Origin of the sequence: Klebsiella sp. BDA134-6 (assembly GCF_015601345.1) — a bacterium.
Taxonomy (GTDB): Bacteria; Pseudomonadota; Gammaproteobacteria; order Enterobacterales; family Enterobacteriaceae; genus Klebsiella; species Klebsiella grimontii.
Map to the genome: position 1 here is coordinate 2,214,409 of NZ_CP064784.1, position 13,942 is coordinate 2,228,350.

A 13,942-nucleotide genomic window follows, 5' to 3' on the forward strand; every position below is an offset into this window, starting at 1 on the left:
CTCCTTATGCCAGCTGGCAGGCATTATCAAACGGCAGACGCGGCAGGCGGCCGTACAGCTTGCCGGGATCGCCGTAGCCGATATTGATCAGCAGGTTGCTCTTCCAGGCGCCGTCGGCAAAAAACGCCGCATCGACTTTGTCGCGGTCAAAGCCCGACATCGGGCCGGTGTCCAGGCCCAGTGCGCGGCAGGCGAAAATCAGGTATGCCGCCTGCACTGAGCTATTGCGAAAGGCGGTTTCCTCCGCCATCTGCGGGCTGGAGGTAAACCAGCTGCGGGCGTCGCCGTGGGGGAACAGCTCCGGCAGCCGATCGTAAAATGCGCGGTCCCAGGCGACGATAGCGGTGACCGGCGCCTGCATGGTTTTCTCGACATTGCCGCTCGACAGGGCCGGGCGCAGCTTCGCTTTGCCTTCCACCGTGCGCACGAAGACGATGCGCGCCGGGGAGCAGTTGGCGGAGGTCGGCCCCATTTTCAGCAAGTCGTAGACTTCACGCAGTTGCTCGTCGCTGACCGGCTTATCCAGCCAGCCGTTGTGGGTTCGGGCCTCGGTAAACAGCGCGGCGCAGGCGGCCGGGCTAATGGCTTCGCTCATAGGTTCTCCTGGGGGACGGGCAGCATCGCGGCCAGCCCGTCGCATAAAATAGGGTTAAAGGTGGCGGTATCGGTGACGTTGCAGGCGTGGCCGCCCCAGGCCATTTCCGCCAGCTGGCTGCCGGGGATTGCCGCCTGAAGCACCCGGGAGCAGGAGGCCGGGACCAGCAGATCGTCAGCGGCGCTGATAATCAGCGTCGGACAGGTTATCGCTGCCGCCCGGCGCGAAAAGTCGGCCTGCTTGAGGGCGTTCAGCCTCTTCAATAGATTCTCTTTGCCCTGGAAATGGCTGATGGCGAGCGCGTCTTCGGCCTCCAGCCGCGGCAGGCGCGAGGCCATCCACTCCGCCGGGTAGAGGAACAGCGGCTGCGCCTCCACCCATGCCTGCGCGCCGCCCGCGTGCAGCAGGCGTTCGCGTACCAGGAAGCAGCGGCGGGTATGCGGGGAGAGCGTCAGCCAGCCATTTACCAGTACCAGGGCGCTTATCGCTGCGGGATAGTCCAGCGCCAGCTGTAGGCCAATTAGCGCGCCCAGGGCGTGGCCGACCAGCGCAAAACGTTCGATTCCCGCCGCCTGCAGCGCCGCGTTAAGCTCCTGCGCCATGGCCGCCATGCTGTAGCCTGTCGGCAGCGGGCCGCCGTTTTCGCCGGTGCCGTTATGGTCATAGCTCACCAGCTGATAGTGCGGTTCGAGCGCCGCCCGCTGCGGTAGCCAGTAGCCGCCCGCACCGCCGAGCCCGGCGCTCAGAACCACCACCGGCGCGCCCGGATAAGGCGCCGGGGAGATGTTCAGCTTCATCATGCCGGTTTCCCGATATGCGCGACGGTCGCTATCTCCACCAGCGCATCGGGCTTCACCAGCCCGCACTGAATGCAGAAACGCGCCGGTTTGTCGCCGGGGAAGAACTCCGCGTAGACCTCATTAATCGCGGCGTAGTTTTTCCAGTCGGTGATAAAAATGCTGTTGAACGTCACATCCGCCATACTGCCCCCCGCCGTCTCGATAACGCTCTTGATGGTTTCCAGCACGTGGCGGGTTTGCGCCTTTGGGTCGCCGATATACACCACGTTGTTTTGCTTATCGAACGGCAGGGTGCCGGAGACGTAAACCACGCCGTCGGCCAGCGTGCCCGGGACAAATGGGGCGATAGGCGTGGTGGTGCCTGGCGGAATAATCACCTGTTTAGGCATAACGTTTCTCCTCGGAAAAGGCGCGCGGCGCGGCGGGCTCAAGGGCGGTACAGAAGCTGGCGACATCGCTGACCCAGCCAAAGAAGGTTTCAATATTGAACAGCGCGGCCTGCTGGGCGAACGCTGGACCGGCCTGATGGGTGGCGTCCTCCAGCACGATGCCGAAATATTCGAGGAAGAAGCCGTCGCGCAGGGTTGATTCCACGCAGACGTTGGTGGCAATACCGGTAAACACCAGATGGCGGATGCCGCGGCTGCGCAGGATACTGTCGAGCGCGGTGTTAAAGAAGCCGCTGTAGCGCGGTTTCGGCAGCACGATATCGCCTGGCAGCGGTTTCAGCTGATCGACCAGCTGGTAGTCCCAGCCGCCTTTTGCCAGCAGCTTACCCTGCAGCTCCGGGTTCTTACGCATGGTTTTCAGCGCGTTGGATTTATGAAAATTCGGCGAGCCGGGGCCGCCTGCTTCTACGTACTGGTCGTCCCAACCGTTCTGGAACCAGATAATCAGCATCCCGGCGGCACGCGCGGCGGCCACGGCGAGGTTGATATTGTCGATAACCGGTCGGGTGGCGGAAACGTCAAATCCGGCGAGGTCGAGATAGCCGCCCTGGCTGGCGTAGGCGTTCTGCATATCGACGACGATCAGCGCGCTCTGCTGCGGCGCGAAGGTCAGGGATTCCGGGCGAGCGGGTAGGGTAATCATCAGGCAACCTCTTGAGTCATGGTGGCGATATGGTCGCGGCAGCGCATCAGCGGCTGAATGCGCTGACCAAAAGCTTCAATTCCGATCAGGAAATCATCAAACGTCAGCAGCACGCCGTCGGTGCCGGGAACTGCCGCCACTTCGTCGAGCATGCGGGCGACGCTGGCGTAAGAGCCGACAAGGGTACCCATGTTGATATTGACCGCCGAGGTGGGGTCGGCCATCTGGCGCACGTTGGTGTCGCTGCCGGAACGGGTGTCTTTCTGGCTCTGTTCGGTAAGCCACGCCAGCGCCTCGTCATCGGCGCCGGCTTTGTAATGATCCCATTTGGCGCGGGCCGCCTCGTCGGTCTCGTCGGCGATCACCATAAACAGGACGTAGGAGCCGACGTCGCGGCCGGTTTTTTCCGCCGCCTGCATCATGCGCGCGGCGGTGGGGGCGAAGGCGGCTGGGGTGTTGACCCCTTTACCGAAGCAGAAGTTGTAGTCCGCGTGCTGGGCGGAGAACGCCATACCGGCGTCGCTTTGCCCGGCGCAGATCACTTTCATCGGCTGCGACGGCTGCGGGCTGACGCGACAGTCGTTCATGGTGAAGTAGTCGCCTTTAAAGTCGCTACGCCCGGTCCCCCACAGATCGCGCAACACCTGGACATATTCGGTGAGATAGTCGTAGCGGCTGGCGAAGTAGTCGTCGCCCGGCCACATACCCATCTGCTCGTATTCGGGTTTTTGCCAACCGGTCACCAGATTGACGCCAAAGCGGCCGCCGGAAATGGAGTCGATGGTCGAGGCCATGCGGGCGACGATCGCCGGTGGCAGCGTCAGCGTGGCGGCGGTAGCGTAGATCTGAATGCGCGAAGTGACGGCAGCCAGCCCGGCCATCAGGGTGAAGGACTCCAGATTATGATCCCAGAATTCGGTCTTACCGCCGAAGCCGCGCAGTTTAATCATCGACAGCGCGAAATCGAAGCCGTAGTGTTCGGCTTTTTGCACGATGGCCTTATTCAGCTCAAACGTCGGCATGTACTGGGGAGCATGGGTGGAAATCAGCCAGCCGTTATTACCAATCGGAACGAAAACACCAATTTTCATACCTACCTCTCTGCATGTCGTTGAACAAGAAGGCGCGCGGCGCTGCATCCTGCATCTCCCTCAATCACCTCGCCTGAAAAATAAAGCAAAGGCGATGCCAGTTTTACAAAGGCTAATGTTATTAATGTGTTACTGGATGGTTGCCGAAAATAGCAGCAATAAAAGTGGACTGAATGGTCAAAATCGGTGCACGAAAAAACCGCAGTCGTGCGCAATCAGGGTGCAGAGAGTCGTGTCGGCGCTGGGCATTTGCTATGCTGATGGCGTGAAAAGAAGGAGATGACGAATGGCACAGGGCAGCGTGAAAAAGATCGGCAAACGTTCACTGGCGGTGAGCGCGAAAAAAGAGGCGATCCTGGCCGCCGCGCTCGATGCGTTCTCGCAGTTTGGTATCCACGGTACGCGGCTTGAGCAGGTCGCCGAGCTGGCCGGGGTATCGAAAACGAACCTGCTCTACTACTACCCGTCGAAAGAGGCGCTGTATATTGCCGTGCTGCAGCAGATTCTGGCTATCTGGCTGGCGCCGCTGAAGGCCTTTCGCGAAGATATCAGCCCGCTGGTGGCTATCGGCGAATATATTCGCCTCAAGCTGGAGGTGTCCCGCGATCACCCGCAAGCGTCAAGGCTGTTCTGCCTGGAGATGCTGCAGGGCGCGCCGCTGCTGATGGGTGAACTGACCGGCGATCTGAAAGCGCTGGTGGATGAAAAGTCGGCGATTATTTCCGGCTGGGTCGAGAGCGGCCGGCTGGCGCCGGTTGACCCGCAGCATCTGATCTTTATGATCTGGGCGACCACACAGCATTACGCCGATTTCGCCACTCAGGTTGAGGCGGTAACCGGCGCGACGCTGCGCGATGAGACGTTTTTTCAGCAAACCGTCGATAATGTCCAGCGGATGATTATTGAAGGGATCCGTGTGCGTTAATTGGCGGGCGGCAGCGGGCAGCTCTGATCGCCATCCTCGCACTGCAGCAGCGAGGCGAGGAACGACTCGCGCTCGACGGTTTTATCGGACATGCACTGGTTGATCAGCATCGGCTGTACGCTGCCGCCCTCAGCGCCGGAGGCGAGGAACTGACAGTCGGCGTCGCGTAGCGCAATCCACGACAGCTGCGCTTTTTTCAGCAATTCCTGCTGCTTGCCGGAGGCGCGCTTCAGCGCTTCCTGATACGTTTCATTTAATTTTTTGTCGTCAGCTTGGTACTGCGCGGCGGTGCACTGGTTCATTTCCGTTTGATTGCTGGCGTTGCTGCATTCGTCCGCCAGCGCATGGGTGCTTGCCAGCAGCGCGGCAAAAGCGAGTAAAGTGCGTTTCATTGGTCAACTCCCATAAAAAAAGCTCCCGTCCGGGAGCCTTAATTAACCACAGCCTGCGTCTGGTGTCATTAGCTGACATCGTGCCGTCTGCTTTCCCGGGGCCGGCGCAAAGCGCTTTGCCCGGGCTACAGGTACGCGCGGCCTGCGTTGGGGTAGCCCGGGTAAGGCATCAGCCGCAACCCGGGAAGCAGGCTTAGCCAATCGTCATCAGGCTGGCGTTGCCGCCGGCCGCGGCGGTATTGACGCTGAGCGAACGTTCAATATAGAGGCGCTCCAGCAGCAGATTGCTCTCGCCGCGGGCGAAGCCCTGCACCGAAACGATCGCGCCATCGCGCGCCGCTACCTGTTCGCACAGCTCCCGCAGCTGATCGGAATCGCCGTGGTAGATAACCGCATCGAAAGGCTCGGTCGTCAGGGTTTCCGCTTTAGCGAAGTGGATCCGCTCGCTGACCTCTCGCGGCAGCTTTTTCGCCAGCTCGCGCTGCAGAGGGGCGTCCGGCCACAGCACTTCGCAGCCAACGGCGGTCACGCCCGCCAGCTGGGTGAGCGCATCCTGCTCATTATCGGCCACGCACAGCACCCGGTCGCGCGGCATAAAGGTCAGGGTGTTGCGCTCGCCGGTTGGCCCCGGCAGCAGACGCTGGGTTCCGGCCTGCGCCTGCTCGCTGAACTGCTGGCACAGAGCCTGCAGTTCCGGGCGATCCGCCGCCCACTGCTGTAAAGCGACCAGCGGTTTTTCCAGCAGCGTCTTCAGCTGCGCGTCCAGCGGGTACTCCGCGTCCTGGCGGGCGAGGGTGATCCCGACGGCGTTCTGCGGGCGGCTGGAGAGCAGTCGGTACAGATACAGCGGACCGCCGGCTTTTGGACCGGTACCCGACAGGCCCTCGCCGCCGAACGGCTGCACGCCGACCACGGCGCCGACCATATTGCGGTTGACGTACAGGTTGCCGACGTTGGCGCTGCCGGTGACCTGAGCGATGGTTTCGTCAATACGGGTATGCACGCCGAGGGTCAGGCCGTAGCCGGAGGCGTTGATCTGCTCGACCAGCCCGTCCAGCTCGTTGCGGTTATAGCGCACCACGTGCAGCACCGGACCGAAGACCTCTTTTTTCAGCTCGTCGAAGCTGTCGAGCTCGATAAGCGTCGGCGGAACGAAAGTGCCGCTGGTCCATTCGCGGGAATCTTCGCCGTTTTCGCGCACCGCCTGGAAGACTTTGCGCCCTTTGGCGCGCAGCGTCTGGATGTGGCGCTCGATATTCTCTTTGGCTTCGGCGTCAATCACTGGCCCGATATCGGTAGTCAGACGGCCCGGGTTACCCATCCGGCACTCGGCCATCGCGCCGCGCAGCATGGTCAGCGTATGGTCGGCGATATCATCCTGCAGGCAGAGTACGCGCAGGGCGGAGCAGCGCTGTCCCGCGCTGTCGAACGCCGAGGCGAGTACGTCAATCACCACCTGCTCGGTTAATGCCGAAGAGTCGACGATCATCGCGTTCATGCCGCCGGTTTCGGCGATCAGCGGCGTCGGGCGGCCCTGAGCGTCAAGCCGGCTGGCGATGTTGCGCTGCAATAGGGTGGCGACTTCGGTAGAGCCGGTGAACATCACGCCGCGTACGCGCTCGTCGGAAGTTAGCGCGGCGCCGACGGTTTCCCCGCGGCCCGGCAGCAGCTGAATAACGCCCGGCGGCACGCCCGCTTCCAGCAGGATAGCCACGCCCTGAGCGGCGATGAGCGGCGTCTGCTCGGCGGGTTTTGCCAGCACGGTATTGCCGGCCGCCAGCGCGGCGGCAATTTGTCCGCTAAAGATCGCCAGCGGGAAGTTCCACGGACTAATACAGACGACCGGGCCCAGCGGGCGATGAGTTTCGTTGTCAAAATCGTTACGCACCTGACCGGCGTAGTAGTGGAGAAAGTCCACCGCTTCGCGCACTTCGGCAATCGCGTTGCTGAAGGTTTTCCCCGCTTCGCGTACCAGGATGCCCATCAGAGTCGGCATCTGGCCTTCCATCAGCACCGCGGCGCGTTCGAGGATCGCCGCGCGCTCCTGCGGCGGGGTGGCGAACCAGATTGGCGCGTTGTTAACCGCGCTGGTCAGCGCCTGCTGAACTTCGTCATCGGTGGCTTCGCGCACGTAGCCGACGATATCTTTTGGCTCCGCCGGGTTCACGACCGCCTGCATTTCGCCTTCGGCCACCGGGTGCTCCAGCATCGGCAGCGCCTGCCATTTATGCAGCGCGCTGTTTAATAACGAGGAGGAGAGTGAGGCCAGACGATGCTCGTTGGCGAGATCCAGGCCGGCGGAATTGCTGCGCCCTTGACCGTAAAGATCGCGCGGCAGCGGGATTTTCGGGTGTGGCAGACCCACCTGACCTTCCTGCTGGGCCAGTTTTTCCACCGCGGCGACCGGGTCGGCAACCAGCTCATCCAGCGGCAGGGTGCTGTCGGCGATACGGTTAACAAATGAGGTGTTTGCGCCGTTTTCCAGCAGACGGCGCACCAGATACGCCAGCAGCGTTTCGTGGGTGCCAACCGGCGCGTAAATACGGCACGGGCGGTTCAGTTTGCCATCGGCGACCTTACCGGTGACCTGCTCGTACAGCGGCTCGCCCATGCCGTGCAGGCACTGGAATTCGTACTGTCCAGGGTAGTAGTTCTGCCCGGCCAACTGATAAATCGCCGCCAGGGTGTGGGCGTTATGGGTCGCGAACTGCGGGTAGATCAGGTTCGGCACCGCCAGCAGCTTTTTCGCGCAGGCCAGATAGGAGACGTCGGTGTAGACCTTGCGGGTATAGACCGGATAGCCTTCAAGGCCGTCCATCTGCGCGCGTTTGATTTCGCTGTCCCAGTAGGCGCCTTTTACCAGACGAATCATCAGGCGACGACGGCTGCGGGTGGCGAGGTCGATCAGGTAGTCAATCACGAACGGGCAGCGTTTCTGGTAGGCCTGGATCACAAAGCCAATCCCGTTCCAGCCCGCCAGCTCCGGCTCAAAGCAGAGTTTTTCCAGCAGATCGAGAGAGATCTCCAGCCGATCGGCCTCTTCGGCGTCAATGTTGATGCCGATATCGTACTGGCGCGCCAGCAGGGTCAGCGACTTCAGGCGCGGGTACAGCTCTTCCATCGCCCGGTCGTACTGGGCGCGGCTGTAGCGCGGGTGCAGCGCGGAGAGCTTAATCGAAATGCCCGGTCCTTCATAAATGCCCCGTCCGTTGGAGGCTTTGCCGATGGCGTGGATCGCCTGCTGGTAGGAGACCATATAGGCCTGGGCATCGTCGGCGGTCAGCGCCGCTTCGCCCAGCATATCGTAGGAGTAGCGGAAGCCTTTGTCTTCCAGCTTGCGGGCGTTGGCCAGCGCTTCGGCGATGGTTTCGCCGGTAACGAACTGCTCGCCCATCAGACGCATCGCCATATCGACGCCTTTGCGGATTAGCGGTTCGCCGCTCTTGCCGATAATGCGGTTCAGCGAGCGCGACAGGCTGGTTTCGTTATGGGTCGAGACCAGCCTGCCGGTAAACAGCAGTCCCCAGGTGGCGGCGTTGACGAACAGCGACGGGCTGCGGCCGATATGCGACTGCCAGTTGCCGTTGCTGATTTTGTCGCGGATGAGGGCATCGCGGGTGGCTTTGTCCGGAATGCGCAGTAGGGCTTCCGCCAGGCACATTAGGGCCACGCCTTCCTGCGAGGAGAGCGAGAACTCCTGCAGTAGGCTCTGAACCATTCCGGCGCGGCCGCTGGCGGTTTTCTGATTGCGCAGCTTTTCCGCCAGCTGATACGCGAGCTTGTGCGCCTGTTCGCCGAGAGTCTGCGGCAGGCGAGCCTGCTCCAGCAGCATCGGTACGGCGTCGGTTTCGGCCCAGCGCCAGGCGGCGGTGATCGACGCGCGGGAAACGGACTGCGGCAGGATCTGCTCGGCGAAATCGAGGAAGGGCTGATAAGGTTCGTCAGCCGGGTTACCGGCCTCATCGCTTTCGTTGGCCGCGCCTGACAGCAGCGCCGGCAGCTCCGGCAGCGTCTCGTCATTTTCCAGCTTTTCCAGATAGTTGAAAATGGCCTGTTTAATCAGCCAGTGCGGCGTGCGGTCAATACGGCTCGCCGCGGATTTAATGCGTTCGCGCGTCGCGTCGTCAAGTTTTACACCCATGGTGGTGGTGCCCATGTCAGGAACTCCTGTAATAGAACGTCTTCGTGCCAAGATGAGGTTGCGTAGAAATATCTACCATGTTGCAACTTTGTGCAACCTTGTTAATTGATAAATGTGTGGCAGGTAGTAAAACGCCGGTAATGTTAAAAATAATGACGAAAATAGCAGGTATTTATCCCCTGTCTAATAAGGTATTTCTATGCGTCAGTTAACACTTTTGCGTGGTGCAACCGTTAAAAACGTGAGAGAGTGCAACCTATAACAAAATGAAGTTTGGTCCTGGAAGCATTTCGTGTAAATGCTGTGTTAAATCGTTTGTGAAAAAACAAAGCTTCCGTCAGGATACGGTCGCCCAATACAACCAATAGGCCATTGCCCCGTTCCGGTAGTGGATAAAACGACAAATTTGGACGCTGTCGACAAAAATTCTGGAGATTTTTACATGGCTATTAGCACACCCATGTTGGTGACTTTTATTGTTTATATTTTTGGCATGGTACTCATCGGTTTTATTGCATGGCGTTCGACAAAGAACTTTGATGATTATATTCTCGGCGGCCGCAGCCTTGGCCCATTCGTCACCGCGCTCTCCGCCGGGGCCTCAGATATGAGCGGCTGGCTGCTGATGGGGCTGCCGGGGGCGATATTTATTTCCGGTATTTCCGAAAGCTGGATTGCCATTGGCCTGACGTTAGGCGCATGGATTAACTGGAAGCTGGTGGCGGGGCGTTTGCGGGTGCATACCGAGGCGAATAATAACGCCCTGACGCTGCCGGATTATTTTACCGGCCGCTTTGAAGATCAAAGCCGCGTGCTGCGAATTATCTCGGCGCTGGTGATTTTGTTATTTTTCACCATCTATTGCGCTTCCGGTATTGTGGCCGGCGCGCGTCTGTTTGAAAGCACCTTTGGCATGAGCTACGAAACCGCGCTGTGGGCTGGCGCGGCGGCAACCATTATTTATACCTTTGTCGGCGGCTTCCTCGCGGTGAGCTGGACCGATACCGTTCAGGCCAGCCTGATGATATTCGCCCTGATCCTGACGCCGGTGATGGTGGTGATTTCCGTCGGCGGTTTTGGCGATTCCCTGGAGGTGATTAAGCAAAAGAGCATCGAGAACGTTGATATGCTCAAGGGCCTGAACTTCGTGGCGATTATTTCGCTGATGGGCTGGGGGCTGGGCTATTTTGGTCAGCCGCATATTCTGGCGCGCTTTATGGCGGCGGATTCGCATCACAGCATCGTTCACGCTCGTCGCATCAGCATGACCTGGATGATCCTCTGCCTGGCAGGTGCCTGTTCCGTCGGCTTTTTTGGTATTGCGTACTTCAATAACAACCCGGCCCTTGCCGGTGCGGTTAATCAGAACGCCGAACGCGTCTTTATCGAACTGGCGCAAATTCTCTTCAATCCATGGATTGCCGGGATCCTGCTGTCGGCTATCCTTGCGGCGGTGATGTCGACCCTGAGCTGCCAGCTGCTGGTGTGCTCCAGCGCGATTACCGAAGATCTGTATAAAGCGTTTTTGCGTAAAAATGCCGGTCAGAAAGAGCTGGTATGGGTAGGACGCTTTATGGTGCTGGTCGTCGCGTTAATTGCGATCGCCCTGGCGGCCAATCCGGAGAACCGCGTACTGGGCCTGGTAAGCTACGCATGGGCAGGCTTTGGCGCGGCGTTTGGCCCGGTAGTGCTGTTCTCGGTGATGTGGTCACGAATGACCCGTAACGGCGCGCTGGCCGGGATGATCATCGGCGCGGTCACGGTCATCGTCTGGAAGCAGTTCGGCTGGCTGGGCCTGTATGAAATCATCCCTGGCTTTATCTTTGGTAGCTTGGGGATTTTGGTCTTCAGCCTGCTGGGTAAAGCGCCTTCTGCCGAGATGCAGCGACGCTTTGCCAAAGCGGACGCCCATTATCACTCCGCGCCGCCGGTGCGCGCGACCGCCGAGTAAGCCCCTGCAACCCCATCAAGCCCGCGCTCTGCGGGCTTTGTTATTTATGCCTCTTGCTAATCGTTTGAAAATACGCTGATATCTCAGCACAAATAACAATGAGGGTAGCGAAATGAGTTTCAGACAGGGGGCAGTGGCGCTGGTGCTGGCAGGATTATTGAGCGGTTGCGTAGCACCTGCCGCGAAGACCACCCCGGCGGTCGATGCAAACGCCTGCCCGGCGGATAACGCGATGGTGCAAACCACGCTTTATTTCGGCTTAAGCCGTCCGGCCGGGAAGGATATCACCGCTCAGGAGTGGCAGCAGTTCGTTGACCGCGACGTGACGCCACGCTTTCGCGATGGTCTGACGGTCTTTGACGCGCGCGGGCAGTGGCTGGGCAATGACGGTACCGTGGCGCGCGAGCAGAGCAAGGCGCTGATGCTGATTCACGGTAAAGATGCGAAGAGCGAAGAGGGGATTGAGGCGCTGCGCACTACCTATAAATCACGCTTTGCGCAGGAGTCGGTGATGCGCGTTGACCAGCCGGTGTGCGTACATTTTTAACTTGAATCCGATGACATTCCCGGGTAAGGCGCTCTGCGCCGCCCCCGGGATAACTGGCCAAACGCGCTTCGGTTACAGTACCAGTCCCGCAAAGCTGGCGGAGAGCAGGCTGACCAGCGTTGCGCCATACACCAGGCGCAGACCGAAGCGGGAAACGATATTCCCCTGTTGCTCATTCAGGCCTTTAATTGCCCCGGCGATAATGCCGATAGAGGCAAAGTTGGCGAAGGAAACCAGAAACACAGATAAAATTCCCAGCCCGCGCGGCGTCATACTGGCGGCTATTTTTTGCAGCTCAATCATGGCGACAAATTCATTGGCCACCAGTTTCGTCGCCATAATACTCCCGGCATTCAGCGCATCGCTAAGCGGAATACCAATCAGCCACGCCAGCGGATAAAAGACGTAGCCAAGGATCTGCTGGAAGCTCAGGCCAAATATCGTGGCGAAAAGGGCATTAATCGCGCTAATTAAGGCGATAAAACCAATCAGCATCGCCAGAATAATCATCGCGACTTTAAAACCGGCCAGAATATATTCACCGAGCATTTCAAAGAAACTCTGCGACTCATGCAGTTTTTCAAGCTTGATCTCCTCCTCGCTGCCCGGACGCGTCGGGTTAATGATCGACAGCACAATAAAGGTGCTGAACATATTCAGGATCAGCGCGGCGACGACGTATTTCGCGTCGAGCATACTCATATAAGCGCCGACGATGGAGAGCGAAACCGTCGACATCGCGGTGGCCGACATGGTGAACAGGCGGCGTGAAGAGAGGTCGCCGAGCACCCCTTTATAGGCAATAAAGTTCTCTGATTGACCGAGGATCAGCGAACTGACCGCGTTGAAGGACTCCAGCTTACCCATTCCGTTAACCTTTGACAGCAGGGTGCCAATCAGGCGAATGAAAATCGGCAGAATACGCCAGTGCTGAAGAATACCGATGAGCGCGGAGATAAAGACGATGGGGCACAACACGCCAAGGAAAATAAACGCCAGTCCTTTTTCACTCATGCCGCCAAATACAAAATTGGTACCTTCGGCGGCAAAACCGAGTAGGGACTCAAAAAAGGAAGCGATATTTTTCACTAGCCACAGGCCTCTTTCGGCGTGGAGAAAAAAGAAAGCCAGGGCAACTTCAATAACAATTAACTGGATAATATAGCGAATGCGGATTTTTTTACGGTCATAGCTGGCAAGCCAGGCAAGGGCGAGGATAACCACCAGCGCCAGCAGGAAGTGCAAGAATTGAGTCATGTCGTTTATTTCGCAGGTCAATAAGGCCGCCATTTAGCCACAGCTGGGCTGCCGGGTAAATATCTGGCGCTAAAAATCCCGTCCGCCTGACCCGTGGGGCCAGGGCTGCGAGATAATCGCGCAAGTCATTATTTGTTCGCGACTAATTTACAAATCGTCATCATTCACTCCACATTTCACTTGTGTTTCTGATTATTGTAATGATAATCACTATCAGAAATATTTACCTATCTTTGCATCAGTTGACTGCGGTTCACATTTAAGGGTGTTGGCATGTTTGTCCCATTTCTCATCATGTTACGTGAAGGCCTGGAAGCTGCGCTGATTGTCAGCCTGATTGCCAGCTATCTGAAACGCACCCAGCGCGGCAGCTGGATTGGCGTAATGTGGATTGGGGTGCTGCTTGCGGCGGCGCTGTGCCTGGGCCTGGGAATCTTTATCAACGAAACCACCGGCGAGTTTCCGCAGCGCGAGCAGGAGCTGTTTGAGGGCATCGTGGCGGTGGTGGCGGTGTGCATTCTGACGTGGATGGTGTTCTGGATGCGTAAAGTGTCGCGCAACGTCAAACAGCAGCTTGAGCAGGCGGTCGATAATGCCCTCCAGCGCGGGAATAATCACGGCTGGGCGCTGGTGATGATGGTCTTTTTCGCCGTCGCGCGTGAAGGCCTGGAATCGGTCTTTTTCCTGCTCGCCGCCTTCCAGCAGGATGTCGGGATCTGGCCGCCCATTGGGGCGATGCTCGGTCTGGCGACGGCCATCGTTTTAGGGTTCCTGATCTACTGGGGCGGTATCCGCATGAATCTCGGCGTCTTCTTCAAATGGACCAGCCTGTTTATTTTGCTGGTGGCCGCTGGCCTCGCCGCGGGAGCTATCCGCGCCTTCCATGAGGCCGGATTGTGGAACCACTTCCAGGAGGTCGCCTTCGACCTGAGCAACGTCATTTCGACGCACACGCTATTCGGCACGCTGCTGGAGGGGATCTTTGGCTATCAGGAAACGCCGACCGTCAGCGAAGTGGCGGTCTACTTTATCTATTTGATCCCGGCGCTGGCGCTGTACGTCTCGCCGCCGGGTAAAAAAACCACCGCATCCCGGGCAGCGTAGTCGGGCATCGCGGATTGCAATAGTGACAACATACTTATCGAAAGGGA

At 59.0% G+C, this 13,942-nt stretch carries 12 protein-coding genes; 4 read left to right on the top strand and 8 right to left on the bottom strand.

Annotated features, from left to right (window positions below; genetic code table 11):
* Positions 1-4: 4 nt before the first annotated feature.
* Genes IYV58_RS10065 through rutA form a run of 5 tightly spaced genes read right to left on the bottom strand, consistent with a single transcriptional unit; the run spans position 5 to position 3,578 of the window.
* Positions 5-595 carry a malonic semialdehyde reductase gene (locus tag IYV58_RS10065; protein WP_195729554.1) on the bottom strand — a complete coding sequence of 197 codons (591 nt, stop codon included), beginning with the start codon at positions 593-595 and terminating at the stop codon, positions 5-7.
* Positions 592-1,395 (bottom strand): pyrimidine utilization protein D, encoded by an 804-nt coding sequence (gene rutD, locus IYV58_RS10070; RefSeq protein ID WP_049113022.1) that lies wholly within the window; start codon positions 1,393-1,395, stop codon positions 592-594. Before rutD ends, IYV58_RS10065 begins: the two co-directional genes overlap by 4 nt.
* Positions 1,392-1,784, bottom strand: a complete 393-nt coding sequence (rutC, locus tag IYV58_RS10075) for a pyrimidine utilization protein C (protein WP_004131297.1) — start codon at positions 1,782-1,784, stop codon at positions 1,392-1,394. The genes rutD and rutC overlap by 4 nt, the downstream gene beginning before the upstream one ends.
* Complete coding sequence (rutB, locus tag IYV58_RS10080) at positions 1,777-2,487, bottom strand: pyrimidine utilization protein B (protein ID WP_004131298.1); 711 nt, start codon at positions 2,485-2,487, stop codon at positions 1,777-1,779. Before rutB ends, rutC begins: the two co-directional genes overlap by 8 nt.
* Positions 2,487-3,578, bottom strand: a complete 1,092-nt coding sequence (gene rutA / locus IYV58_RS10085; RefSeq protein ID WP_087829303.1) for a pyrimidine utilization protein A — start codon at positions 3,576-3,578, stop codon at positions 2,487-2,489. Before rutA ends, rutB begins: the two co-directional genes overlap by 1 nt.
* A gap of 286 nt (positions 3,579-3,864) precedes the next feature.
* Here rutA and rutR point away from each other — a divergent pair, with 286 nt between their 5' ends.
* Positions 3,865-4,503, top strand: a complete 639-nt coding sequence (gene rutR, locus IYV58_RS10090) for an HTH-type transcriptional regulator RutR (RefSeq protein WP_004131301.1) — start codon at positions 3,865-3,867, stop codon at positions 4,501-4,503.
* Here rutR and IYV58_RS10095 read toward each other — a convergent pair.
* Both IYV58_RS10095 and putA read right to left on the bottom strand, forming a co-directional pair.
* Positions 4,500-4,895, bottom strand: coding sequence for a lysozyme inhibitor LprI family protein (locus IYV58_RS10095; protein ID WP_004131302.1), 396 nt, complete (start codon positions 4,893-4,895; stop codon positions 4,500-4,502). The genes rutR and IYV58_RS10095 overlap by 4 nt on opposite strands.
* Before the next feature lie 193 nt (positions 4,896-5,088).
* Entirely contained in the window at positions 5,089-9,051 is a 3,963-nt protein-coding gene (putA, locus tag IYV58_RS10100) for a trifunctional transcriptional regulator/proline dehydrogenase/L-glutamate gamma-semialdehyde dehydrogenase (protein ID WP_142446123.1), read from the bottom strand.
* Between the two features lie 427 nt (positions 9,052-9,478).
* Here putA and putP point away from each other — a divergent pair, with 427 nt between their 5' ends.
* Both putP and IYV58_RS10110 read left to right on the top strand, forming a co-directional pair.
* Positions 9,479-10,987, top strand: a complete 1,509-nt coding sequence (putP, locus tag IYV58_RS10105) for a sodium/proline symporter PutP (protein WP_195729555.1) — start codon at positions 9,479-9,481, stop codon at positions 10,985-10,987.
* A 112-nt stretch (positions 10,988-11,099) separates the two neighbouring features.
* A complete protein-coding gene (locus IYV58_RS10110) occupies positions 11,100-11,534 on the top strand; it encodes a DUF3574 domain-containing protein (protein WP_004131305.1) in 435 nt (144 codons plus the stop codon).
* A 72-nt stretch (positions 11,535-11,606) separates the two neighbouring features.
* Here the strand turns inward: IYV58_RS10110 and IYV58_RS10115 are convergent, their stop codons facing one another.
* Positions 11,607-12,791 carry a NupC/NupG family nucleoside CNT transporter gene (locus tag IYV58_RS10115; RefSeq protein WP_195729556.1) on the bottom strand — a complete coding sequence of 395 codons (1,185 nt, stop codon included), beginning with the start codon at positions 12,789-12,791 and terminating at the stop codon, positions 11,607-11,609.
* 273 nt (positions 12,792-13,064) lie between these two features.
* Between IYV58_RS10115 and efeU the strand changes: the two genes are divergently transcribed.
* Entirely contained in the window at positions 13,065-13,895 is an 831-nt protein-coding gene (efeU, locus tag IYV58_RS10120) for an iron uptake transporter permease EfeU (RefSeq protein ID WP_004131307.1), read from the top strand.
* Positions 13,896-13,942 lie beyond the last annotated feature (47 nt).

Excerpts from the sequence above, each read along its gene's own strand:
- IYV58_RS10065 (WP_195729554.1), bottom strand. The coding sequence starts at position 595 with ATGAGCGAAGCCATTAGCCCGGCCGCCTGCGCCGCGCTGTTTACCGAG.
- rutD (WP_049113022.1), bottom strand. The coding sequence starts at position 1,395 with ATGATGAAGCTGAACATCTCCCCGGCGCCTTATCCGGGCGCGCCGGTG.
- rutC (WP_004131297.1), bottom strand. The coding sequence starts at position 1,784 with ATGCCTAAACAGGTGATTATTCCGCCAGGCACCACCACGCCTATCGCC.
- rutB (WP_004131298.1), bottom strand. The coding sequence starts at position 2,487 with ATGATTACCCTACCCGCTCGCCCGGAATCCCTGACCTTCGCGCCGCAG.
- rutA (WP_087829303.1), bottom strand. The coding sequence starts at position 3,578 with ATGAAAATTGGTGTTTTCGTTCCGATTGGTAATAACGGCTGGCTGATT.
- rutR (WP_004131301.1), top strand. The coding sequence starts at position 3,865 with ATGGCACAGGGCAGCGTGAAAAAGATCGGCAAACGTTCACTGGCGGTG.
- IYV58_RS10095 (WP_004131302.1), bottom strand. The coding sequence starts at position 4,895 with ATGAAACGCACTTTACTCGCTTTTGCCGCGCTGCTGGCAAGCACCCAT.
- putA (WP_142446123.1), bottom strand. The coding sequence starts at position 9,051 with ATGGGCACCACCACCATGGGTGTAAAACTTGACGACGCGACGCGCGAA.
- putP (WP_195729555.1), top strand. The coding sequence starts at position 9,479 with ATGGCTATTAGCACACCCATGTTGGTGACTTTTATTGTTTATATTTTT.
- IYV58_RS10110 (WP_004131305.1), top strand. The coding sequence starts at position 11,100 with ATGAGTTTCAGACAGGGGGCAGTGGCGCTGGTGCTGGCAGGATTATTG.
- IYV58_RS10115 (WP_195729556.1), bottom strand. The coding sequence starts at position 12,791 with ATGACTCAATTCTTGCACTTCCTGCTGGCGCTGGTGGTTATCCTCGCC.
- efeU (WP_004131307.1), top strand. The coding sequence starts at position 13,065 with ATGTTTGTCCCATTTCTCATCATGTTACGTGAAGGCCTGGAAGCTGCG.